The sequence below is a fragment of the Geodermatophilus sp. SYSU D00742 genome (assembly GCF_054049935.1).
On sequence record NZ_JBJGYJ010000010.1, the window covers coordinates 22,202 to 45,220 of the forward strand.

Below are 23,019 nucleotides of genomic sequence, written 5' to 3' on the forward strand. Positions count from 1 at the left end.
GCCTCAGGCCGCGCGCAGGAAGCGGTCCAGCACCCGGATGCCGAAGCGCAGTGACTCCACCGGTACGCGCTCGTCGATGCCGTGGAACAGCGAGGCGAAGTCGAGGTCCGGCGGCAGCCGCAGCGGGGAGAACCCGAAGCAGCGCATGCCCAGGCGCTCGAAGCTCTTGGCGTCGGTGCCGCCGCTCATCGTGAACGGCACCGGACGCGCGCCGTCGTCCTCGGCCCGGAGCGCGGCGACCATCTGCTCGACCAGCGGGCCGTCGAACGTCGTCTCCACGGCCTGGTCGTGGACGATCCACTCGCGCTGGACGCCCTCCCCCAGGAGGTTCGCCAGCTGCCGCTCGAACTCCTCCTCCTGGCCGTAGAGGAACCGGCCGTCGACGGTGGCGCTGGCGGTGCCGGGGATGACGTTGGCCTTGTAGCCGGCGTCGAGCATCGTGGGGTTGACCGTGTTGCGCAGGGCCGCGCCGATCATGCGGCTGATGCTGCCGAGCCGGGCCAGCGCCTCCTCCGGCTCGTCCGGGTCGATCTCGACGCCGTAGGCCTCCTCGACCGCGGCGAGGAACTGACGCATGGGCGGGGTGAGCACGGTGGGCAGCCGGTGCGAGCCCAGCCGGGCCACGGCCTGGCACAGCCGGGTGACGGCGTTGTCGTCGTGGACGAAGGAGCCGTGGCCGGGCTTGCCGCCGGCGGTCAGCCGCATCCAGGCCAGGCCCTTCTCGGCGGTCTGCACGAGGTAGAGGCGCAGGTCGTCGCGGACGGTGATGGAGAAGCCGCCGACCTCGCTGATCGCCTCGGTGCAGCCCTCGAACAGGTCGGGGTGCTCGTCGACGAGGAAGCGCGCGCCGAGCCGGCCGCCGGCCTCCTCGTCGGCGACGTAGGCCAGGACGATGTCCCGCGGCGGCTTCGTGCCCGTCCGTGCCCAGTCGCGGACCAGCGCCAGCACCATGGCGTCCATGTCCTTCATGTCGACCGCGCCGCGCCCCCAGACGTAGCCGTCGCGCTCCTCACCGGAGAACGGGTGCACGCTCCACTCGGCGGGGTCCGCGGGGACGACGTCGAGGTGGCCGTGGACCAGCAGGCCCGGCCGCTCGCGGTCCTGCCCCGGGATGCGGGCGACCAGGCTGGCCCGCCCGCGCTCGGACTCGTGGACGACGCTGCTGATGCCGACCTCGTCGAGCTTGCCGGCGACCCACTCCGCGGCCCGGCGCTCGCCCTTGCCGGTGGCGGTGTCACCGGTGTTGGTCGTGTCGATGCGGATGAGGTCGGACAGCAGTTCGGCGACCTCGGCCTGGGCGCGGGCGAGGGGGGCGGGCGTCGGCTCGGGCATGCCGCCGATCGTGCCACCGGCCCGGAGGATCTCCCGAGCGGGTGAGACGGTCCCCCACCGCCGACCGGGCGCGGTACGCCGCGGAGCGGAGCGGCCGGGGGCTTCGCCGATGCCTCGACGCGACTCGTCCGGACCCGGGAGGGGGTGCGTGATCGTCGTCCGGACGTCCGGTAGTCTCTGACTCGCACTCGTCCGGGTGGCGGAATGGCAGACGCGCTAGCTTGAGGTGCTAGTGCCCTTTATCGGGCGTGGGGGTTCAAGTCCCCCCTCGGACACCCTCCCGCCCCGGTGTTCCTGCAGGTCAGGAGCCCGGGGTGTTCCGCTGTCAGGGCTCTTGAGGCCCTCGTGATACCCGCGTGATACTCCGCGCCTGATCAGCCCTCGAGCAGCGCCGCGAAGCGGTCCGCGGCCTCGCGGCCCATGCCGGGGTGCACGTGCTGGTAGACGGTGAGCGTGATGGTGGCGCTGGCGTGGCCGAGGCGCTCCGACACCACTTTCACCGGCACGCCGTCGGCGAGCAGCAGGGTGGCGTGGGTGTGGCGCAGGTCGTGCAGCCGGATCACCGGCAGCAGGTCCTCCCCCAGCGCCTTGCGGGCCCGGGCGACCTGGCCGGAGAAGCGGCGGGAGAACCGCTCCGGGTGCCGGTGCGTCCCGTCGAGGTCGCTCAGGACGAGCGCTGAGTCCCGCACGAGGTCCAGCGCCAGCGCTCCGCGCACCGCCCGGTAGACGCGCAGCGCGGCCACGGTGCCCGCGTCCAGATCGACCACCCGGGACTGGCCGGTTTTCGTCGGACCCTCGACCAGTCGCTGACCGGCGCCCTTGTCCTTCACCACGCCGACGCTGCGCCGCACCGCGAGCCGGCCGGCGTCCAGGTCGACGTCTCGCCAGCGAAGAGCCAGCGCCTCGCCGCGGCGCATGCCGGTGGCCGCCAGCAGCCGCCAGCCCATGGCGAGATCGGAGTCCTCGGCGTCGGCCCAGCGGAGGAACCGGGCGAGCTCCGAGGCGGTCCACGCCTGCATCTCGGGGGGCCGGGCCTCGGACGGGCTCGGCGGTGTCGACCGGTCGGTCGGGTCCACCGCCAGCCGCCCGTGCTTCACGGCGTCACCGAGCGCGGACCGCAGGACCGTGTAGACGTAGCGCACGGTGCGCGCGGACAGGCCGCCCTGGCCGTCCGCACGCCCTGTCGTCTCCAGTGTGCGCATCCAGGCGTCCACCGCCGCGCCGGTGAGCCGCGCCAGCGGGGTCGCGCCGAGGTAGGGGTCGATGTGCAGCCGGATGTTCTTCCGGTAGGAGGACAGCGTGGCGGGGCTCAGCCGCTGCGTCTGGATCCACTCGGCGAGGTAGCTGTCCAGACGCTGCTTCGACGTCTCGACCCACTCCCCCGCCTCCGACCTGCGGATCTCCACTCGCAGCGCCGCCGCGGCATCCCTGCGTGTTCTGAATCCCCGCTTGAGGACGACGCGTCTCGTCCCGTCGGCCCGCTGAGCGGTGAACTTGATCAGAAAGCGCGGGCCGGCCTTCGTCTGGTACTCGCTGATGCTGCCCTCGCCCGCCTCGCGCCGCCGATGCTTGGCCATCCCACGACCTCTCGCCGAGTCGCGTGTCCCAGGTCCATCCCGGCCTACTCCCGGCGGGAGACCTCCGGGAGCCGCAGCCGCAATCTGTGGACGCCCAGGCGGCCTGTGGACCGCGACGTCGACGAGGGAGCAGCCCCGTGCGCACGGCCACGAGGGGAGCATCACGCGGCTTCTCCGGTTCTTCTCCGGTAGTGAGCCGGAGTCGTCGGATAGCCGCCCTCACGCGTCGGGGGATGTGTCGATGCACCTTCAGGGACTGGCAGTCACCGAACTCGAGGCCGCCAACCACACCTTGCCGGTCCCAGAACCCCCAGCCGTGGGCCACAGGTTCCTAGACGTCCACCTTCGTTCATCCGCGCAGGTCAACCGAGATACGGAACTACCGCGGACGATGGTGGACCGGCCTGAACGGGGCCTGATGGTAGTCAACGACACCACCGCCTCCACCTATGCCATTGCGGCTCTTCAACGACACATCCACCGGTTGCTGAGCGTCACGGGTCCTCGAGTGTCGAGCCTGGTGGTTCCAGGCATCACCAAGATGCCGGGCGAGCCGATGCGGGTCCAGCCCAGCCGCGCCAGGCGTCTTACCAGCGCAGATGGTTGGTTGGGCAACGCGTCGAGAGGTAGCACAGCGCTCACTCGCCCGATGACCTCCCGCCGTGGCGATCCGGCTGGAGAACCTGCTGGCGTCCTTCTGGCGTCCTTCCGGCGGCACCTGCGGGCCGCGGCGAAGGCGCCGCGGACGATCGAGCTCTACGGCCAGTCGGTGCGGTACTTCAGCCGCTGGCTGGCCGGCCGAGGGCGGGAACCGGTCCTGGACGAGCTCACGAGACATGCGATCGCCGCCTGGTTGGCCGAGCTGGCTGAGACGTGCGAACCCTCCACCGTTGGTACCCGGCTGCGCGGAATGCGCTGGTTCTGCCGCTGGCTGGTCACCGAAGGACAACTGGAGGTCGCCCTCACCGACGGCATCGAGCTCCCCAGCCCACTCGACAAGCCTGTCCCGATCCTCACCGACACCGAAGGCGCCGCCCTACTCAAGGCTTGCGCGGTCGGCCGCGGCCGGCCGGGCGTCTTTGATCGCGCCCGTCTTCCTCGGCCGCCGCGACGAGGTGGTACTGCGGCTGCTGCTGGACACTGGCGTGCGGGTGTGGGAGCTGTGCGGGCTCGACCTCACCGACGTCGACTTGGACCGGAGCTGGCCTACGTCACCGGCAAGGACTCCCGGCCGCGGGTGGTGCCGTTCGGCGCGAAGACCGCCCAGGCTGTCAACCGCTATGTGCGCGTGCGGGCGCTGCACCCGTACGCCCGCTCGCCGCGGCTGCTGCTCGGTCAGCGCGGTCCGATGACCTCCGACGGCGCGCGCGACGTGCCGCACGCCCGCGCCGCGCAGGCCGGCGTCCCCGATGTCCACCCGCACCGATTCCGGCAGGCCTTCGCCCACCGGCGCCTCAGCCTCGGAGACCGCCTGTGACCGGAGGAGCGGTAGCCGGACTGGGCACGGGCGGCTGAGGACTGGTTGGAGCCACGAGCGCCGCAGCGATCCACTCTCTGGACGTCGGTCAGACGATGCGCAGCGCGATGTGCACGTCCTCGGCGAGGGCGTGGGTCATGGCGATGACCAGATCACGTGCCGTCTCTTCGAGGTCCTCGACTCTCTCGGCCTGAGTGGTACCGACACCCGACACGTCGATCACCCAGTGGTCGCCCTCATTGATCGCGGTCGCGGTGTAGTCGGCCATCAGCCTTCCTGAGTCACGCCATCGGCGGGTGTCACTGACATGACACCTCCGCCGCCCGCCCACGTCCGTGAGGGTGATGCATAGCTCGCACAAGTACTACTACACGACTGCCACTTCGTTCGCCCCGACGTCAATCGGACAGGGACGCCGCTCGCAACTCCTTGATGAACAGCAGAGCGTCGTCGAACTTCTCGATCAGGCACGGCTCATACAGAAAGGCCTCGTCGCGGGGTTCGTTGACTCCGAAAGGAGAAAGGTCACCGCCAGTCGCTTCGATCGCCCGTAGTGTCAATGTGGCTATCTCATCATCCGACATGCCGTCTTCAATGCGATTCAGCGCCCACTCTTCATAGTTGAGGCACGCCTCACCGGCAGCAACCCCATACGATCCATGGGCAGGGGTGGCTCCGACAACGCCGATCAGGACAGAGGCGGTGACGCCGAGGCACGCTATAACGAACGAGACGATTGACGTCCAGATCAGCTGAGTCTTCGGGCTCACGAATACTCCTCCGTCTTGACCGTTCGTGCCCACGGCCGTACTGCGCGGGCGCGTCACCGCACAGGGGACCATGTCGGCCGACGAGACGTCGGTAGCCGCGGCGGAGAGGCACGAGCACGCCACTGACGTCTGCAGCCGGCCCGACCCGCGCCGTGGCGACGGAACTGGGGCTGTTTGCCGTCGCCCCCCAGTCACATTCGAGGGGTTCACCACGGTCTGCCCAGGTCCTATAGACGCAGGTCAGCGCCTCGGGACGTCCGTCGGCGTCCCGTCTGGTTCGCCGCCGTTCCGAGCGCGTTGCTGTAGCGGTTGCTGTCGTTCTCCCCGCGCCCGGGCGTGTTGATCGAATCCGCTTCTCGGGACGGACTCTCCCGACGCCCCGCCCAGCCGGACGCCTGATGCAGATCTGGTGGCCGAGCCGTCCGCCTCCTCCAGTCCTCCCCACCTGCTTGATCAAGGGCCCGACCCTCCGGTCGACCACGCTGGTCACCGGTACAAGGGCGGCGGTCGAGGAGGCTGCAGATCGCCGGCGGGCATCCGGGGTGCCGCTGTGTCGCTCCCCCGCGGCGTCGACGAGCCGCCCGCATCTGTCCCCTCCTCGAGTGGCACGGGGGGAACCATCTCGGAGCCCTTCGTCGCCCTTCGTCGGATCCCCCGACGTTCGGCTGTGCCACGCCCCTGCACGTCGGTCTCCGCGAGACTCCAGTGGTCCGGGCCCTCCACCGCGGTGCGTGGATGATGGCCCGATGCTGACCACCGAGGACCGCGATGACGTCGCCGTTCTGCGCATCGAGCACGGACGCGTCGGCGCCCTCGACGTCGAGCTGCTGAACGCCCTCACCGAGGCGGTCACCGCATCCGACCGGGCGCTGGTCATCACCGGCAGCGGCTCGTCCTTCTCCGCCGGCGTGGACCTGCGCCGGATCCTGGACGGCGGGCGGCCGTACACCGAGGAGCTGCTGGCGGCGCTGTCCCGCACGTTCCGTGCCGTGTTCGACCATCCGCGGCCGACGGTCGCGGCGGTCAACGGGCACGCGATCGCCGGCGGCTGCGTGCTCGCCCTCGCCTGCGACCTGCGGCTCATGTCCGGCGGGCGGATCGGGTTGGCCGAGCTGGCGGTCGGCGTTCCCTTCCCGACATCCGCCCTGGAGATCGTCCGGCACGCGCTCGGCCCCCGTGCCGGCCAGGTGCTGCTCGGCGCGCAGACCACCGACCGCGAGCGGGCGCTGGCCCTGGGGATGGTCGACGAGCTCCCCGAGCCCGGGCAGCTGCTGCCGCGGGCGGTCGCGGTGGCTGCCGAGCTGGCCGCCCGCTCACCGGAGTCCTACCGGCTGGCCAAGGCGCAGCTCCACCGCCCTGCGAACGCGGCGATGGAGGCAACCGCCGGAGATGACGCGGCCGTCCTCGCCGGCTGGGCCTCCGACGACACCCGGCTGCGGATCGAGGCCGCGCTGGCAGGACTCGCCCGGCGCTGACTGCAGTCCCCGCACTGCCAGACCGTCAGGACCACCTTCGTGGCGGTTCGCCGGCGTCCGGCAGGCGTGCACCACCTGCACCTGTACGAACGCAGCCCTGCACAGCCCGGCGGTCCGACAGGTCCGCTGCCGCGGTCAACGGATCGTGCGCCGGGTTCCTCGGCCGACGCCGGGGGCTCAGCCGGCGCGGACGGCCTCGACGGACCCGCTGCAGCTCGCCGAACCGCCCGTGTCCCGTGTCGCGGTCCCGCCAGCCCCTGGATCCCGGCAGCGGTCTGGCTGCAACAGCCTGTGGAAAACGCGACCGCAGGGACCTAGCACCGCGCCTTACTGGAGCGTCGCCTCGGTCCTCCAGTTCTTCTCCGGTATTCCTGAAGGGCGTCGACGGCCGGGAAGCCGCTGTGCGGGTGAATCGGCACGGCGACATGTGCGGCGTACGAGCTGGCCGCCACTGTACCGATGACCTCGGAGGGCCTACAACCCCCAGCCGTCGGCCGCGGGTCCGCGGCCGTTCGTCGGAGCCTATTCGCGCAGCTCAAACGGCATACGGAACGGCGGCGAACCGCAGCGGACGGGCCCGAACGGGGTGCAATGGTGGTCACAATGGTGGTCAAGGATCGCCATCCTGACCAGCGCGAACGCCGCTGAACGCGGCTGGGATGACTGTCGCTGAGCGTGACGGTGTCTCGGAGGGGCACACCCGGCAGCGCCCCGCATCGCAGCGAGTCCGGGCGGACCTCCACTGGACTTTCGCGAATGAAACGTCAGTAGTGGTAGCGCGCCTGGAGGACGACGAGCTGGTCACCGTCGACCGTGTAGACCAAGCGGTGCTCTTGGTCGATGCGACGCGACCAACAGCCCGACAGGTCTCCGCTGAGCCGCTCGGGCTTGCCGGCACCGGTCGCTGGGTCACGGGCCGCCTCGCGGATCAATCGGTTGATCCGCGCGAGCACTTTCCGGTCCCCGGCCCAGCTGGTGTAGTCCTCCCAGCCGTTCGCCGTAAACGCGATCCTCACTCAGCCAGCTCGTGCGGCTCCACCGAACCCGCCGCGACGTCGGCGAGGCTCTCCCGGAGGCGCTGGGCGTTGCGCGGCGACTGGAGCAGGTACACGGTCTCCTTGAGCGACCGGTACTCGTCAGCCGAGACCAGGAAGGCCGTGCCCTTCTTCGAGACGATCTCCACCGCGTTCTGATCGGCATTGACCTGCTCGATCAGCGGGAACAGCCGCTGACGCGCCTCGCTGGCAGTCACGGACATGGACACCCCATCGGCTAGTAGTACGAAAAACCGTACCACTATGGGCCGCCTTCGGGCGCGCCCGCCCGTGTCGACCGGGATTCGTGGTCGCGAACCGCCGCGCTCACCGGCACGGACGGCGCCTAGGGCAGCCCAGCCCCATCGCCGGCCGACCGGCTCCTGCAGCTCTCCCGAGTTCGACTCAGCCGAGCCTCGTCAGGACCACGGGTGGAGGATGCCAGCCCCTGGCGACGACGCGCCGGCGCGGGCCGCGCCGGTCGGCGGGTCCACCCTCGTGGTGAACCCGGCTGCATCCGCACGGCGTGGCACCACCGAAGAACCAGGTGCAGCGGCGGACACCCCCGGCAACCCCGCCTTCCGGGTCCCGCCGGAGAGGAGCGTTGTCGGTGACCACATCTGGCTGGCCCACGGAGACGGGCGCGGGTGGAGCGTGGGACGAGGATGTGCTGTCCCTCGACATCGGGACCGGCCCCGACGGTGTGGTGACCGTGTCCGCCGCCGGGGAGGTGGACACGTTCACCGCCCCGCTGTTGCAGGCGGCCCTGGAGATCCAGCTGGAGCGGCGACCGCCGGAGCTGGTGCTCGATCTGCGCGGCGTGCAGTTCCTGGGCTCGGCCGGACTGGCCTTGCTCGTGGAGACGCAGAAGGCAGCCGCCGCGCGCGACATCCGCCTCCTGCTGATAGCCACCACGCGTCCGGTGACCCGGCCACTGCAGATCACCGGGCTGCTCGACATCTTCACCGTCGTCAGCGCATGAGCCGCCCTCGGGATCGATGGAGGCCGTGGTCAGCCGCGGAGATGGACTCGTCACCCTGATCCGCGCCCTTCCCCGGTCTCGTCACTGGCCCCCAGCCGACCCGAGCGGCTTCGCCCACACTCGACGACCGGCACAGCGCTTGCCATGACACCCACCGGGTCGTGTACCGCACGTCGAGGACACCCGCACCGTCACCGACATCAGCACCTGCCCCGACTGGCGTCGCGGTCGGTGCGCTGGGACGGAGGGCAGATCGGACGTCGCTCACCAAGGCGCGGATGACAGCGGCGGTGGATGGCTCGAGCCTCGCCCATCCACCGCCGCCAGGACGACTCAGGCCTCGCTGTACCCGCCCTGCTCCTGCAGGAGCTTGGCGTAGTCCTCGACCTTCTTCGCGAAGTCCTCGTGGGAGAACACCATGCCCTCGGCGAAGAGACTGCCCATGCCCGTGATGTTCATCGAGTGGCGCATGTACTGGTTGAGCCACTTCTTGGAGAACCGCACGCCGACCTGGTCGTAAGAGCGCAGCTTCGCCACCATGCCATCGACCTCCGCGTCCAACCGGTCGGCCGGCACGGAACGGTTGATGAGACCCATGTCCAGCGCCTCCTGAGCCGTGGCGATGCGGTCGAGCATCAGGAACTCGCGGGCCCGGCTCAGACCGATACGCGTGGGCCAGACCAGTGATCCGCCGTCGCCCGGCACCACGCCGAAGCCCGAGAGGTGCGGATCGCTGAAGGTGGCGTCGTCGGCCGCGACGACGAAGTCGCAGGCCAGCGCGATCGACGCACCCAGGCTGTGGGCACCGGGGGCGTAGACCTTGGCGATCGTCGGCTTCTCGCAGTTGATGATGTCGCGGACGATGTCTTCGGCTTCCTTGAAGATCTTCAGCATGTCGTTGTAGATGGCCAGGTGCTTGACCCACTCGATGTCGTAGTTCATCGGGTTAAGGAAGCTGCGGTCCTTCCCGGTGACGACGACGACGTCCGCAGACGACTCGTGGGCGGCACGGAAGACCTTCGACAACCCCTCGTGGGTGGCGTCGTCCAGCCGACCGATCTCGATGGTGTAGACGCCGTCCTCGTCGGTGATGTCGATGTTGCCGAATCCACTCGCCACTGCGCTGCTCCTCCGGAAGGGATGGTCCGGCCCGGCACCGCTGGGAACTCGGTCGCCGACCCGACGGTCGGGGACCGGATGTCCTGATGGTCGACAGGTCCCGCGATCGCATCCTGCACCTGACCTGCGCCTTCGGTCCACCGGGGCGGCCAGGTCACGGCCGGGCCGGGTCGTCGTCTCCGCCGACATCACGGCAGCCAGACGCTCGACGAGGGCCCAGCTGGGTCAGATCCCGCTCCGGCACGTCCGGAGCCCGATGCCGTCCACCGGGCGCGGGCGACTGACTGCCGCCGGCCCGAGGGGCCGGCGACGTCCCCGGCCAGGACGACGGCTCAGGTGTCGAGGCCGGTGAAGCCGGGCGTGGCCTCCTGGCCGTCCCAGTTCACGCGGAAGGTGAAGGCCTCCTCCAGCGCGGCCCGGTACTGCTCGGCCTCGTCGTCGGTGATGGTGCCCGCGGCGAGCAGGTCGTCGATGGCCGGGCTCCAGGACTCCACGAGCGCGTCGACGAGCGTCTGCGGGTCGATGCCGAGGTCCTCGGCGACGGCGGCCAGGTTCTGGCCGGCGTCCATGCGGACGTGCAACTCGTCGTGACTGATGGTCAGCACCTCGTCGAGGACGTCTTCGACGGGCTGGTGACCGCGGTGCAGGTCCAGGCCGGCGTCGCCGTATGCCTCCTGGACCAGCTCGACCAGCTGCTCCTCGGTGGTGACCGAGGAGACGTCGACGCCGCCCGGCCCACCGCCCCCTCCGGGCCCGCCGCCGGGGAAGCCGGTGTCGGTGGTGCTGCTGTCGGCCGTGCTGCTGGTGCCGCTGGTGGTGGAGGCGGCCTCGGCGGTCGTGCCACATGCTGCGGCGGTCGGGACCACGGCGGTCAGCAGGAGGGCGGCGACGGTCTTGCGGAGCTTCATCGTGGGCTCATCTCGATGTCGGGGTGAGTCGGTCGGGCTCCACGGTGGCCGGCACCGCTCGGCCGTCGCTGAACATCCCCTGTGAACACGCTGTGGCAGTGAGCGACAACGCACAGTGAAAAGTTCTCAGCCGACGTCCAGCGACCTGCCAGCACCGGCCGTCACGGTCGGACGTCGTGACCACCCTTCCCGGCACCCGCGCGCTCGCCGTCGCCGCTGTTCTGACCGGCGGGCTCAACGCGGGCCTGCTCCTGCTCGCCCCCGGCGTCGCCCAGGCACACAGCCTGGACAGCAGCACGCTGTCGGTGCGCGTGGGCGAGGACTCGGTGGACGCCACGGTCAGCGTGGCGCTCGAGACCCTCGACGAGGCGCTCGGCACCGACGACACGAGCGCCACGGACGTCGACTCCTACGCCGCCGCGGTCACCACCTACCTCGACGAGCACCTCACCGTGACCGGCGCCGACGGCACGGCGTGGACCGAGACCTACACCGATGTCGCACGGGAGTCGGTCGAGGGCATCCAGTCCCTCAGCGTCGACGTCGCGATCGACCCCGGCGGCGCCGACCCCTCGGCGTTCACCCTGACCTACGACGCGATCATCGACGCCGACCCGAGCCACGAGGCCGTCGTCGTCCTCACCGACGCGGCCGGCGACATCTCCACCGCCGGTGTCCTCACCGCCTCCGACAGCAGTCTGCAGATCGGCGAGACGACCACCGGAGCCGCCTCCACCGGGCTGGCCGACATGGTCGGCTACGGCCTGCACCACGTGCTCGAGGGCGCCGACCACCTGCTGTTCCTGCTCACGCTGCTGCTGGTCGCACCCCTGGTCGTGGTCGCCGGCAGGTGGCAGCGCCGCGAGGGCCTCGTGCCCACGCTGCGCCGGGTCCTCGGCGTCGTCACCGCGTTCACCGCCGGGCACTCGCTCACGCTCATCGCCTCGGCACTGGGCTGGGTGGCCGTGCCCGGGGCTCCCGTCGAGGTGCTCATCGCCGCATCGGTCGGCGTGGCGGCCGTGCACGCCATGCGGCCGCTCGCCCGCCGGGGGGAGCTCCTCATCGCCGGCGGCTTCGGGCTGGCGCACGGGCTGGCCTTCGCCGGCATCCTCACCGACCTGGGCCTCGACGGCTCGGCCTCGGTGCTGTCGCTGCTGGCCTTCAACGTCGGCGTCGAGCTGGCGCAGCTGCTGACCGTGGCGCTGGTCTTCCCGTCGCTGTACGTGGTGTCCCGGACCCGGTACTACCCGGCGCTGCGCCTGGCCGGTGCCGCCGTGGCGCTGGCCGCCGCCCTCGGCTGGGCGCTGGACCGCCTCGGCGCGCTGGCCAACCCGCTCGCCGGCGCGGAGGAGACCGTCATCGCCCATCCCTGGTACGTGGTGGCCGGCCTCGCCGCCGTGGCGGTCTGCTGCCGGGTGGCCGACGGCCGAGCCGCGTCCCGGACGGCAGATCCGGCGCCGGAGGAGGCCATCACCCGGTGAAGCCCGCGGCGGTGACCTCGTCACCCCCTGGAACGACCGCCACATCCGACCGACCCGAGCTCCTGGAACAGCAGATCGGGGAAGACCCGCGCCGCGGGTTCGACCTCGTCCACTCCCGGTGCACCACGCCGAGCGGGTGACGCGGGGATCCTCCAGGGGCCCGTGCGCGGACTGTGACGATGCCCGGATGTCGCTGTGAACGGTTCCTGGGTCCGGACGGGAACCACTGCCTCACCGGTGACAGGGGCTCGGCGGTGAGCGAGCGCAGCGACCGCGGAAGAGACTGCCCGCAGTGGCAGGGAGCCCTCCGGCCGGCACCGGTGCCGACAACGTGCGCGCCGTCGCCGTCGCTGTGCCCGATCCGGTGACGACGTGCAGGAGTGAGCAGGTGGACGTGCAGGAGATCGGCCCGGCCGCGGGGTGGGACTCGACCCGTCCGGTCCCCTCTCGCTCGCGCCTGCGCGAGCGGCCGGACGGCCGACGACCTCGCCGAGGAGCGGATCGACGGCCTTCTCGCCCTGCTCCCGGCCGGGACGGCGTGCGCACGCCGACCGCAGCCGAGCCGCCACAGCACACGCTCACCGCGGCGCCGACCGCGGCCCGTGCGCCCAGGTGGTTGCGGCGGTGCAGCCGCTTGGTGCTGACGGCCAGGGCCGCCGCGGCCGTCGCCCTCACCGGAACGGCGCGGCAGGACGTGTCATCCGGCGTCGCCGGGATGGCGCTGCTGGTCACGCTCGGCGCGCCCGGCGGGTGGCTCGCCTGGTCGCCGAGACTGCCCTGACATCCGCGCCTGCCCGCTGCTGGATCGGACGGCCCCCTCCCAGCGAGTCGGCGCGCACACCGTCGTCGTCGCTGGTCAGGTCCAGCGTGCCGTCGGTGATGCTGACGCCCCGTCGGAGGGCAGCGCATCGTCGGCGGAGTCCACCGCAACCGTGCCGCCGCCGACCACCACGCTCACGGTGCCCTCGAGTGCCTTCGCGAGGCGTCCTCGGCCACGGTCTGCTGCTGCCGCCGGACCCCACGTGCAGCCGGGGACTCCACATCGCCACGACGCCGGTGAGCGGCAGACGATGCCCGAAAGATGAGCTGCGGCACAGGTAGCTCTGAGCCTTCTCTGGCCCACGCCGATCGAGCGCGCAGCCGTTCCCACCGACGCGTGCCGCTGCGCCAGGTGCTGCGGCGACTGCCCAGCCGACGGCGGTCCACACGGTGCGGGCGATGCCCAACACAGCTTCGCGGCCCCCCTCGACTCCCACTGCGGACCGGGTCTCCACGGTGGCAGCCTCATTTCACGCGGGCCCCGACCGCGAGGACCGGCAGCAGTCGGTAGAGGGCGACGGTCTGCACCTCGCGGAATCCGGCTGCCCTCAGCTGCCCAGCCGCCTCCGCAGACGTCCCAGGCGCACGCAGCGGCGCCTGCTCGCCGCCACGCCCAGACGGCGAGGCCGAGCGGGCTCCCGGCCTCGGGCTGCCCCGCCACCACCACCCAGCCCCACCCATCAGCCGCCTGACCGCGCCCTGTTCAGTACAGTTACTCCGAAAACTCCTTCTCGTAGCCAGGCGACCCACCCTGGCCGCCTTCTTGCGCCGCGGCAGCGCCGTAGCCATCCTCCTGCGGAGCGCTCCGGAAGCACTCCAGCGCCGCGTCCACGAGGGTCTTCGCCTTCGTGCCCTTGGCCACCTCGTCGAGCTCTCGCTGCTTGTCCCATCTGTACACAGCGGACTGCACGCGAATCGAGGCGGCGTGGCGGCGCAGCAGCACGACGAAGGCCGCCTTCACCCCGCACACGTAGTCCGCGGGGGGTAGCCAGTCGGCCTCGATGCGCCCGAGTTCTCCTCGCATCTGTAGGAACTCGACGAAGCTGCGGGTCGGATCCGCCCGGGGACCGTTGACATCCTGCTCCAGGGCGGTGGCGCGCGTTCCCAGGTCCCCAAGGCGTTCTCCCAGCGTCGCGGGCACGTTCACGAGGCGATCGAAGGCTTGGTCGGCCGCGCGAACGCAGGTGCGCGCCGTGTCGCTCAACGTGCGTAATGCGTCGATCTCGGTGGGCAAGGCGGTGCCGTCCAACGCATCGACCCCGGCGCAATCCGCGGACGTTCCCGATCCCGCGTCGCCGCGGACCTTGTCCCAGCAGCCGGACAGCCGAGTTCGCTCGGCCTCCGGGATGGCGCAGACCAACGTGTCCTCGATGCGCTTGAGCTGGGTGCGGCGAGCGTCGAACGCTGCCTGCTGAGCGGCCTTGGCGTCCCGATACCGGTTCTGGATCCCGTCCATCGCGTTGAACTTCTGGTCGACCTCGGTCTCGTCCGCCGCGAAGAGCTCGGACGACCTCTGCGCCACTGCGGCTTCCACCTTGTAAGCGGTGTGGGGTCCGATCGGATCGGGGCAGTCACCGGGCCCATCGGTCCGGGCGGCCGTCCCGGCACGTGCGTGTTGTTCGGGTGATTGCGTCAAGGTGTGCCTCCTCGATCGATCGCCGGCACGGCCATGCTCGCCTCGCGCCGTCACCGCGGCATCGCCCGACCGTCACCGGGTGTCGGACCTGGAGGGCTTGTACGAGGAGGCACGCTGGTCCCGTGACGCATGGGTGACGGGTCGCGGGCGACGATGCCGGGAACGCAGGCCTGCCCCATGCGCCTGCGGGGTAGGGAACAGGCCGTGCCGTGGACACTTCTCCGGAACCACTGGCAACTAGCACGTCGCCCGGCACGCTGCCCGGCGCGTCGGCTCCCGACTGACGGCACATGGCCACGAAGGAGCGCGCCCGCACCCTCCAGCCGGCCCTGAACCGGCGGCCGCGGCCACCCGCGGTCACCGTGTCTACCCTGCCGGGCCGCGAGGCCGGTGGGAGGGCGGAGCCCGAGCGCGCACGACCCGGCCGTCTCCTCTCTCCCCCGGCCGCCGGCGGACGGCTGGAGCCGGCGCAGACAGGGCGTCCACCTGCCACAGCGTCGCCGGCCCGGCAGGCGCGCGCCGGCGCGCCGGCGCCGGGCATGGCCCGGCTGACCCGCAGTGCTCAGACCTCGGGTGTGTCCCCGGCGGCTCCGCGGGGCCTCGCCCCGGCGACCGCAGGGCTCTCCCCGACCAGCGCCTCGACCGCTCCCAGTGGGACCGCAGCCGCCGGTGGCGCCCCGGTGCGTGCGGGAGCTGCACCGGCGGGCGTCCCAGTCGCGACGGCGTCGAGTGCAGCGCCCGCGGCTCCATCAGCCGATCCTGCGCTGGCGACCGCGCCGAGCAGGGCGATTCCGGCAGCGCCGGCCGGCCCAGCGCCGCCGGCAGGCGGGGTGCCTGCGCCGGGCGGCGTCCCGGCAGCAGGCGTCGTTGCAGCCGAGGGCGCGGCCGGCCCGGCACCTACCGGTGGCGCCGGGGCGGCGTCGGAGATGCGCTCACCGCACGTGGACCCTGGTTTCCAGGCGACGGTGCACCGCATCGGCGCAGTCGCCGCGGCTCAGCGCCGGCACGGCAGCGCCCCCGCTGCCGCGAGCGCCGCGCAGGCTGCGGCACCCGGCCCGGCCGGCGAGGTCCGCGCCGCGGCGGCAGCGCAGCAGGTGCGACGGATCGACGCCCAGGAGCCCAAGCCGTTCGACGCACGGGCGTTCGCCACGCTGCTGCGGGCGCGACTGGAGCAGAAGAAGCCCAGGAACCCGGTGGAGGCTCGGGAGTTCCCGACATCGGGCGCCCTGACCACACTGGGCGGTGAGCTCACCACCGATGCCAAGGCGGGCGCAGCCAGCGCCGGGTCGCAGATCAAGGGCGAGTCCGCCGCGGCTCCGGACCAGTCCGGGATCAGCCCCAAGCCGGTGGCTCCCCTGCCCGGGCTGTCCGCCGGGCCGGCACCGGCCGACATCGGGACGGGGCAGGCCGTGCCCAAGCCGCGGGCCGAGGCCACCGTGACCGGCCCGATCGTCGCCGGTCAGGAGTCGCTGGCGGCGACGATGCGCAGCGCCAAGGTCACCGACGAGCAGCTCGCCGCGTCCAACGAACCCACGTTCACCGCCGCCCTCGCCGACAAGCAGGCATCCGCGGACCACGCGGCCGGCGTGCCGCAGCGGTACCGCGCCGGGGAAGCCGCCACCCTCACCTCCGCGCAGGGGCAGGCCGTGGCGGCCGGGCAGCAGAAGACCGCCGCGATGCACGAGGTACGCGCCGGCCTGCTCGGGCAGGTCGGGGACCAGCAGAAGACGACGATGGGGGCGGACCAGGCCGCCCGCGCCGGGATCGCGCAACAGTTCGAGGACATCTATGCGAAGACCGCGAAGGACGTCGAGGCCCGGCTGGAGGCGCTGGACAAAGAGGTCGCCGACGCCTTCAGTGCGGCGATCACCGACGCCCGGAAGGCCTTCGAGAGCTACGTCGAGCGCAAGTTGGACGAGCGGTACTCCGACCCGCTCGTGTGGATCGACGACAAACTGCTCACCTGGGGTCTGCCTGAGGGCGTCCAGGCCATCTACGACGCCGGCCGGACCGAGTTCCTCGCCGCGGTCGACGCGGCGATCGACCACGTCGCCGAGCTGGTCGCCAACGGCCTCAACGAGGCGAAGGCGTGTGCTGCAGCCGGCCGCAAGGAGGTGGCCGAGGCCGTCGAGAAGCTGGACCCGGCGCTGCGTGAGGTGGGCCTGGAGGCCGCCGCGCAGATCGGCGCCAAGTTCGACGGCCTCGACGCGTCCATCTCGGCGAAGCAGGAGCAGCTCGTCGACACCCTCGTCGCGAACTACCAGGACGCGGTGCACCAGCTCGACGAGCGCATCACCGAGCTGCAGAAGGAGAACGAGGGTTTCCTCTCCAAGGCCGTCAGTGCCGTCACCGGCACGGTCAAGACGATCCTGGAGCTCAAGGACCTGCTGATGACGGTGCTGGCGAAGGCGGCCAGCACACTCGACGTGATCATCGCCGATCCCATCCGGTTCCTCGGCAACCTCGTCGCGGCGGTCGGCCAGGGCGTGCAGGGCTTCCTGGACAACATCGCCACCCACCTCAAGCAAGGCTTCTTCCAGTGGTTGTTCGGCCAGTTCGCCAGCGCCGGCATCACGTTGCCGCAGACGTGGGACCTCAAGGGTGTCTTCCACCTGGTCATGCAGGTGCTGGGACTCACCTGGGCCAACATCCGCAAGATCGCGGTCGAGGTGGTGGGCGAGCCGATCGTCGCCGTCCTGGAGACCGCAGCCGAGCCGATCGTCCTGCTGATTCGCGAGGGTCCCGGCGCCCTGTGGAACTGGGTGAAGGAGCAGCTGGCCAACCTCAAGGCAATGGTGGTCGACCAGCTCGAGGACTGGCTGATCACCAACGTGGTGAAGGCCGGCATCGCCTGGCTGATCGGGCTGCTGAACCCGGCGTCCGCCTTCATCAAGGCCTGCAAGGCGATCTACGACATCTTGCAGTTCGTCGTCACCCGCGGGAAGCAGATCCTCGAGTTCGTCGCCGCCATCGTCGACACCGTCACCGAAATTGCCGCGGGCTCTCTAGGCAACGCCGCCAAGAAGGTCGAGGCTGCACTGGCTAAGGCGCTGCCGGTAACCATCGGCTTCCTGGCCAGCCTGCTGGGGCTCGGTAACATTTCCGAAAAGATTAAGGCCATCATCACCAAAATTCAGGCGCCCGTGCATGCAGCAGTCAAGTGGCTGATCACCAAGGCGGTGGCCCTCGTCAAGGTCCTAGGCAAGACGCTCGGTTCTGGGCGTAAGAGGGAAGAGCAGACCCCCGCCGAGAGGGAGGTGGCACGTGATGCGGCATTGGGCGAGGCGCAGGAGGCCTTGCAGGACGACAAGAATGATATCGCAGACGCGACGAAGGCGCTGACACGAATCAGGGATAAGCACCAAGTCCGGGTCCTCTCCGTTGTGATCGACAGCGAGAACGCCGAAGGGGCGGTTGCCCATGTCGTAGCAGAGAATTCGGCAGCCAAGACCGGCCCCAAGGTGACAAAAAGCTCGGCCGGCAAGGCCAAGGCCACCCTCAACCTCCAATCGGCAAGTCAGCGAAAGCCGTCCGGGCTCGATCCCGCCAATCCACCGCCCGGCGTAGCGGTACTTGACCAGACCGCTCGAAATGAGTTGGCTGCACGATGGCAAAACCGTGCGGCTAGCGAGGCGGATCCGAAGAAAAAGGCTTGGATGGAGGAAAACGCCCGTAGGGCATGGTCAGGCGACCTGCCGCAGGATGGACGAGCCTCCGAGCAAGAAGTGGTATGGCTACACGAAAGCGTCGGTGCCGCGACTCAAGTCCGACGATCCGTGCCGCGAGGAGTCGATCCTCAGGGATCCACGACCACTATCCCCGACTTGGAGTTGTCCAGCTGGTCCATCGAAACCAAGCGCTACATCATCAATCGCCCAAAGGGCCGAGCCGAGCTGATTCAAGAACTTAGACGTCAATATGCCATCCGGCTCGGTTCACTCCCAGCTCACGCCCAGCTGCAGGCCATCATTGTTGATGTGCGCGGCCAGTACCTCAAGCCAGATGCGATGCAGGCCCTCCGCCGTGAAATCTACGAGCAAGTCGTGGTCGCCTGCTATGCACAAGCGAAGGCCGCAGGAAAGTGGTGGATACTGACCAATGCCACACCTCCGGGGCCCGATAGTGTTACTATTCTCGCTGGAGATGTCGGCTGAACACTCCTGGGGCGATGGGCGGAGGGTGACAGAAGAATTCATAGGGTCACACCGGCCACGTTGGGCTAGATCCCCATCACGTTGCGCTAGATCCCCATACTGCGACCACTCTTGCGCAGTTCTGCAGTCGTGGCCTCACGTATGAGGCCGGGCTGCATCCTCTCGCCACCGGCGGAGAGCGCTGCAATTTCGGCGTTCACAACGATGTTGTCGATAGCAGCACCACTGAAGCTGTACTGCTCTGCCAGTTCCATAACTCCATATTCGCGTTCAAGATCGTCGTCTCTTGTGCTGGGGTGACACCGCCTCAGCGCGCGTCGCCACAGGTCTGCACGCTGCCGTGCATCGGGAAAAGGAAAGTCGACGATCACGTGGATGCGGCGAAGGAATGCCTCGTCGATCTGCTGGCGCAAATTCGTGGCCAGGATGACCGCGCCGGTGTAGCCCTCGATGCGCTGGAGGAGGTAGTCGGTCTCCATCATCGCCCAGCGGTCCTGCGCGCCCTTGACGTCACCGCGCTTGGCGAAGAACGACTCCGCCTCGTCGAAGAACATGACCGCGTTGGCGTCCTCGGCCTCAGCGAACACCTGCTGCAGGTTCTTCTCCGTCTCCCCCACCCACTTGCTCACCACCGCCGGGAGGTCGACTTTGAGCAGGTCCTTGCCCAGGGCGCTGGCCACGCAGGCCGCCGCGAGGGTCTTGCCGGTTCCGGACGACCCGGCGAACAGGCACACCACCCCGCTCGGCCGGCGCCAGGCATCCTCAGGGTGCCGCTCGGCGAGGACGTTCCGCAGCCGGATGCGGTCGACGAGGTCGTACAACTGCCGCTTCTGCTCGTCCGGCAGCACGATCTCGGCGTCGAGGTCCAGTCTCGGCGGCACGGGCACCCGCTGGGTGAAGGTGAGCAGCCGCCGACCCGTCTGCCGGCGGCACGCCTCCAGGATGTGGTCGACCGTGACCGTGGCTGCTCCCGGCCGCTCGGCGAACGCCAGGTCCTCCGCCGACGCCGCGGCGTCCTCGATCTGCGAGCGGGACAGCTCGAAGGTCTGGGCCAGCCGCTGAGCCGTCACGTCCGTGTCCGGGATCGCCTCCCCGGGAAGGTCGGAGAGAAGCCGCTGCCAGAGCGCCTTGCGCTCCGGCGCCCCGGCACGGGGCAGCGCCCACCGGACCATGCGCGTCGACCGTGCCCGCCCCTCCGGGTCCCACGGCGCGGCCTGGTCGAGCACCGTCAGCCCCGGGTACCGCGCCGACTCGTGGATCAGGGTGTCCCAGGCAGGAACCGGGCGGCCACGGTCGAACAACGCCTCGCAGTCCTGCCAGAACAGCACGGCTCCTCGCAGCCGCGCCTCACGCACCACGAGGCGGACCGCGCAAGGGCCGACGGTCTCCCCCACCTCTCCCGCCCCGGCGACGAGGACAGGTCGCACGATCAGCCGGCCGATGGCAGCAACCGTGCGGAGGTACGCCCGGGGATCACCGCCGCTGAGCACGATCCGGGGGCCGCCCTCGGCCGCCAGCCCGCGCACCAGCTCGGCCCGCTCGTCTGACAGCTCCACGACGTCGTGGTCGTCGTCCAGGACACGCACGGTTGAGCGGAGCCGCGGGTCGATCGCATCACTGCCCAGCAGGAACGCGGTGACGCGGTCGTCGACACGCACCGCACGCCGGGACGGGCCGTCAGCCGCCGACCAGTCGGCGACGACGACCAGCTCGTGGTCGACCAGTGGACAGCCGGGTTCGAGAACCCCCCGGGCCGCGAACTGACCGTGGTGCGCCAGCATCTCGTCGAGCAGGCCGATCGTGGGCGCCCACCGGCTGCCGTCGTCGAGCAGGTAGCCGTAGAGCCTGCTGTACCTGCTGTCCACTTCCGGCAGCAGCGCCAGCAGCAGGATCTGCCGTTCCCTGCAGCCCAGTCCGAAGCGTGAGACGAGCTCCTCCAGCCGCAGCGACCCACCCGCCAGATGAGTCGCGGCGACCCGCGCCGCGATGTCCCTGCGGTTCCCGCCGGCCATCGTCGCCTCGGCCGGGTCCGCGGGGATGCCGAGGTCGAAGCGGCTGCCGAGGTAGCGCTCCACCTCCCGGTCGTCGACGTAGGCCATCGACCAGTCGCTCTTGGTGGAGGCGACCATCGTCCGCCACCGCCGGGTCTGCGCCTTGACCAGCACGTCGGCGACGGCCAACTCCTCCAGCAGGTGTTCCCTGCTCGAGCAGTACGGCTGTGTCATCACTCCCCCACCACGAACTCGAGCCGCCGGAGGAGCGGCGGGTCGGTCCATGCGCAGACCGGCTCGAAGCCGCCCAGGTAGCCCGCCAGGTCCAGCACGACGTCGTGCGGAGCCGGGCGCAGCCGCACCGTCCACGCGTCCGGCCCGGTGCGCACCAGTCGGCCGGGACGTCGGACGAAGCGGGACAGCAGAAACGGCGCGGACGCCGTGGCGAAGCCGCGGAGCCACTGAGCCCACTCGCGCAGCAGCGTGAGGGCCAGCAGGTCGAGCGACAGGTCAGTCCCGGCGTCGCCGGTGTGTGCGTGCCCGACCGTGGCGAGCGCGGCCAGCAGTGCGTCCCGCCCCGGGTCCTCGCCGTCCGATGGAGGGGGCCGGACGGCGACCGCCGGTCTGCCGGCCGCGCTCGCCCAGATCCCTCGGAGCGCCTCCTCCTCACTCGGCCCGCGGCCGGGGACGCCGACCGGCCAGTACACGCCCTGTGCATCGCCGGCGATGGTCGCGTAACCGGAGGGGGAGGACGAGATCACGTGCAGTCGCACGGCGTCCGACGCCAGCCGCCGCTGCCCGAGCAGCCCCTGCAGCACCGCCGTCGCGAGGCCCCGCACCGCCTCGACGGGCAGCCCGTCACCGGATCGCTCCTGCGGATCTCCGACCACCGGCGCCACTGCCTGGGCGACGTCCTTCGTAGGGACGCCGGGTCCGGCCCAGCGCAGCGCCAGCGCCCGCAGCAGCGTCCCGGCAGCCACACCGTGCTGGCGGCACAGGTGTGGCAGGCGCAGGGCATCGAGGCTGCGCAGGAGCAGCAACACCCCGGCAGAGCAAGCGTCGACGTCGCTGCCCGGCTCGGGTTCCCTGCCCGCCTCGGGACGCCGACCTGCCTCGGGTCGCGCGCTGGGCGTCCACATGCCGGTGTCCGCGCCGTCGGCCGCCGCGTCGCACGTACCGGACTCGACGAACCGTCGTACCGCGGCGCGCAGCCAGTCCTCGTCCGTCAGTTCGGGACGCCGGTCGACGAGCGCGGCCCACAGCTGCACCGCTGCCGACGCCGGCCGTCGGCGGTCGACGACCACGGCGTGCTCCTGCAACAGGTCCTGGAGCAGTTGCTCGACGGCCGCCTGCCGCGGGGTCCGCGCCATGGCCGGCACGGGCAGCTCCGGTGGGACCGCCGACGGGAGTCCGGCCGGAGGTGAGCCGACGCTGCCGGCCTGCTGGATGCGTTGCAGTCCGCGTACGAGAGCCTCCGCGTCCAGCCAGTCCCAGGTCTGCGTGGAGTCCTCCGGGATGCCGGCCGGTCCCGGGTCACCCGGGGGCTCGGCGATCCGGCGGACGGCGCGCAGCACGGCGTCGGTGAGCGCGCCCGGGTCGGTCCAGTCCAGGTCCGTGCCGCTGGTGGCTGCCAGCTCCTCGCCGACCGCGGTCGGGTCGGCGTCCGGGCGGATCGACCAGCCGAGCTGCCCGACGAGCCCGGTCGCCAGCCGGGCGATGGTCTGCCACTGGACCACCCCCGGTTCGACCCGGGCCGTGCCGTGCCAGACCTCGGCCACCGTGTCCTCGCCGGCGGCAGCGAGCACGGCGCCGAGCGCACGGCCGCGGTGCAGCGCCTGCCACACCAGGCGAAACCCGGCGCCGTGCTCCTCGTGCAGCGCGCGGATCACGTCGTCGACCGCACGCCCGGCGAGCCGGCGGAAGGGGTGGAAGTACCAGCGGTCCCAGGCGTAGCCGCGGACCAGCTCGTCGAGGAAGCGGGCGACGTACTCGGCGGTCGACGGGAAAGTCACGACCTCCACACCCGGGGGCCCGGCACCGTTGACCGCACGGACGACGGAGGACACGAGCGCCTGGGCGAGCAGCGTTCCGGAGTCACGCGACAGCGTCAGCCGACCGGTGCAGGTGATCCGCCGGATCACGTGCACGGCCGAGTCCCCGGCCAGGGCCGCATCGACCGCCGTGGAGAGGGCAGCGGGGAGCTCGTCGCGGCACATCGTCTCCACCCGGTGACGTGCTGCCGCTGCCGCCGAGGGCTCCCCGAC

Annotated in this window: 17 protein-coding genes and 1 tRNA gene; 7 read left to right on the plus strand and 11 right to left on the minus strand. The window is 71.0% G+C overall.

What is annotated here, in order from left to right; genetic code table 11:
- Window positions 1-3: 3 nt before the first annotated feature.
- On the minus strand, window positions 4-1,332 hold the full coding sequence (locus tag ACI78V_RS09145) for a M20/M25/M40 family metallo-hydrolase (RefSeq protein WP_456850528.1): 1,329 nt from the start codon (window positions 1,330-1,332) through the stop codon (window positions 4-6).
- Between the two features lie 190 nt (window positions 1,333-1,522).
- On the opposite strand from ACI78V_RS09145, the gene ACI78V_RS09150 reads away from it, so the two are divergent.
- Window positions 1,523-1,607, plus strand: a tRNA-Leu gene (locus tag ACI78V_RS09150).
- A gap of 99 nt (window positions 1,608-1,706) precedes the next feature.
- Here ACI78V_RS09150 and ACI78V_RS09155 read toward each other — a convergent pair.
- Window positions 1,707-2,909 (minus strand): tyrosine-type recombinase/integrase, encoded by a 1,203-nt coding sequence (locus ACI78V_RS09155; protein ID WP_456850529.1) that lies wholly within the window; start codon window positions 2,907-2,909, stop codon window positions 1,707-1,709.
- Between the two features lie 649 nt (window positions 2,910-3,558).
- Between ACI78V_RS09155 and ACI78V_RS09160 the strand changes: the two genes are divergently transcribed.
- On the plus strand, window positions 3,559-4,386 hold the full coding sequence (locus ACI78V_RS09160; RefSeq protein WP_456850530.1) for a tyrosine-type recombinase/integrase: 828 nt from the start codon (window positions 3,559-3,561) through the stop codon (window positions 4,384-4,386).
- Between the two features lie 88 nt (window positions 4,387-4,474).
- Here the strand turns inward: ACI78V_RS09160 and ACI78V_RS09165 are convergent, their stop codons facing one another.
- Entirely contained in the window at window positions 4,475-4,654 is a 180-nt protein-coding gene (locus ACI78V_RS09165; RefSeq protein ID WP_456850531.1) for a hypothetical protein, read from the minus strand.
- A gap of 130 nt (window positions 4,655-4,784) precedes the next feature.
- Complete coding sequence (locus ACI78V_RS09170) at window positions 4,785-5,156, minus strand: hypothetical protein (protein WP_456850532.1); 372 nt, start codon at window positions 5,154-5,156, stop codon at window positions 4,785-4,787.
- A 746-nt stretch (window positions 5,157-5,902) separates the two neighbouring features.
- Here ACI78V_RS09170 and ACI78V_RS09175 point away from each other — a divergent pair.
- On the plus strand, window positions 5,903-6,631 hold the full coding sequence (locus tag ACI78V_RS09175) for an enoyl-CoA hydratase/isomerase family protein (RefSeq protein ID WP_456850533.1): 729 nt from the start codon (window positions 5,903-5,905) through the stop codon (window positions 6,629-6,631).
- Between the two features lie 764 nt (window positions 6,632-7,395).
- Here ACI78V_RS09175 and ACI78V_RS09180 read toward each other — a convergent pair.
- Both ACI78V_RS09180 and ACI78V_RS09185 read right to left on the minus strand, forming a co-directional pair.
- Entirely contained in the window at window positions 7,396-7,647 is a 252-nt protein-coding gene (locus ACI78V_RS09180) for a Txe/YoeB family addiction module toxin (RefSeq protein WP_456850534.1), read from the minus strand.
- On the minus strand, window positions 7,644-7,883 hold the full coding sequence (locus ACI78V_RS09185) for a type II toxin-antitoxin system Phd/YefM family antitoxin (RefSeq protein ID WP_456850535.1): 240 nt from the start codon (window positions 7,881-7,883) through the stop codon (window positions 7,644-7,646). Before ACI78V_RS09185 ends, ACI78V_RS09180 begins: the two co-directional genes overlap by 4 nt.
- Before the next feature lie 449 nt (window positions 7,884-8,332).
- On the opposite strand from ACI78V_RS09185, the gene ACI78V_RS09190 reads away from it, so the two are divergent.
- On the plus strand, window positions 8,333-8,647 hold the full coding sequence (locus ACI78V_RS09190) for an STAS domain-containing protein (RefSeq protein ID WP_456850536.1): 315 nt from the start codon (window positions 8,333-8,335) through the stop codon (window positions 8,645-8,647).
- A gap of 333 nt (window positions 8,648-8,980) precedes the next feature.
- Here the strand turns inward: ACI78V_RS09190 and ACI78V_RS09195 are convergent, their stop codons facing one another.
- Window positions 8,981-9,766, minus strand: coding sequence for an enoyl-CoA hydratase/isomerase family protein (locus ACI78V_RS09195; protein ID WP_456850537.1), 786 nt, complete (start codon window positions 9,764-9,766; stop codon window positions 8,981-8,983).
- A gap of 332 nt (window positions 9,767-10,098) precedes the next feature.
- Window positions 10,099-10,674, minus strand: a complete 576-nt coding sequence (locus ACI78V_RS09200; RefSeq protein ID WP_456850538.1) for a hypothetical protein — start codon at window positions 10,672-10,674, stop codon at window positions 10,099-10,101.
- 176 nt (window positions 10,675-10,850) lie between these two features.
- Here ACI78V_RS09200 and ACI78V_RS09205 point away from each other — a divergent pair, with 176 nt between their 5' ends.
- Both ACI78V_RS09205 and ACI78V_RS09210 read left to right on the plus strand, forming a co-directional pair.
- Entirely contained in the window at window positions 10,851-12,155 is a 1,305-nt protein-coding gene (locus tag ACI78V_RS09205) for a HupE/UreJ family protein (protein WP_456850539.1), read from the plus strand.
- Between the two features lie 637 nt (window positions 12,156-12,792).
- Complete coding sequence (locus ACI78V_RS09210) at window positions 12,793-12,936, plus strand: hypothetical protein (RefSeq protein ID WP_456850540.1); 144 nt, start codon at window positions 12,793-12,795, stop codon at window positions 12,934-12,936.
- Window positions 12,937-13,686: 750 nt separating this feature from the next.
- Here the strand turns inward: ACI78V_RS09210 and ACI78V_RS09215 are convergent.
- Entirely contained in the window at window positions 13,687-14,508 is an 822-nt protein-coding gene (locus ACI78V_RS09215; protein ID WP_456850541.1) for a hypothetical protein, read from the minus strand.
- Window positions 14,509-15,551: 1,043 nt separating this feature from the next.
- On the opposite strand from ACI78V_RS09215, the gene ACI78V_RS09220 reads away from it, so the two are divergent.
- The gene (locus tag ACI78V_RS09220) at window positions 15,552-18,764 is read left to right on the plus strand and encodes a phage tail protein (RefSeq protein ID WP_456850542.1); all 3,213 of its coding nucleotides are present in this window, start codon (window positions 15,552-15,554) and stop codon (window positions 18,762-18,764) included.
- Between the two features lie 86 nt (window positions 18,765-18,850).
- Here the strand turns inward: ACI78V_RS09220 and ACI78V_RS09225 are convergent, their stop codons facing one another.
- On the minus strand, window positions 18,851-20,989 hold the full coding sequence (locus ACI78V_RS09225) for an ATP-binding protein (RefSeq protein WP_456850543.1): 2,139 nt from the start codon (window positions 20,987-20,989) through the stop codon (window positions 18,851-18,853).
- The gene (locus ACI78V_RS09230) at window positions 20,989-22,971 is read right to left on the minus strand and encodes a hypothetical protein (RefSeq protein WP_456850544.1); all 1,983 of its coding nucleotides are present in this window, start codon (window positions 22,969-22,971) and stop codon (window positions 20,989-20,991) included. Before ACI78V_RS09230 ends, ACI78V_RS09225 begins: the two co-directional genes overlap by 1 nt.
- Between the last annotated feature and the right edge of the window lie 48 nt (window positions 22,972-23,019).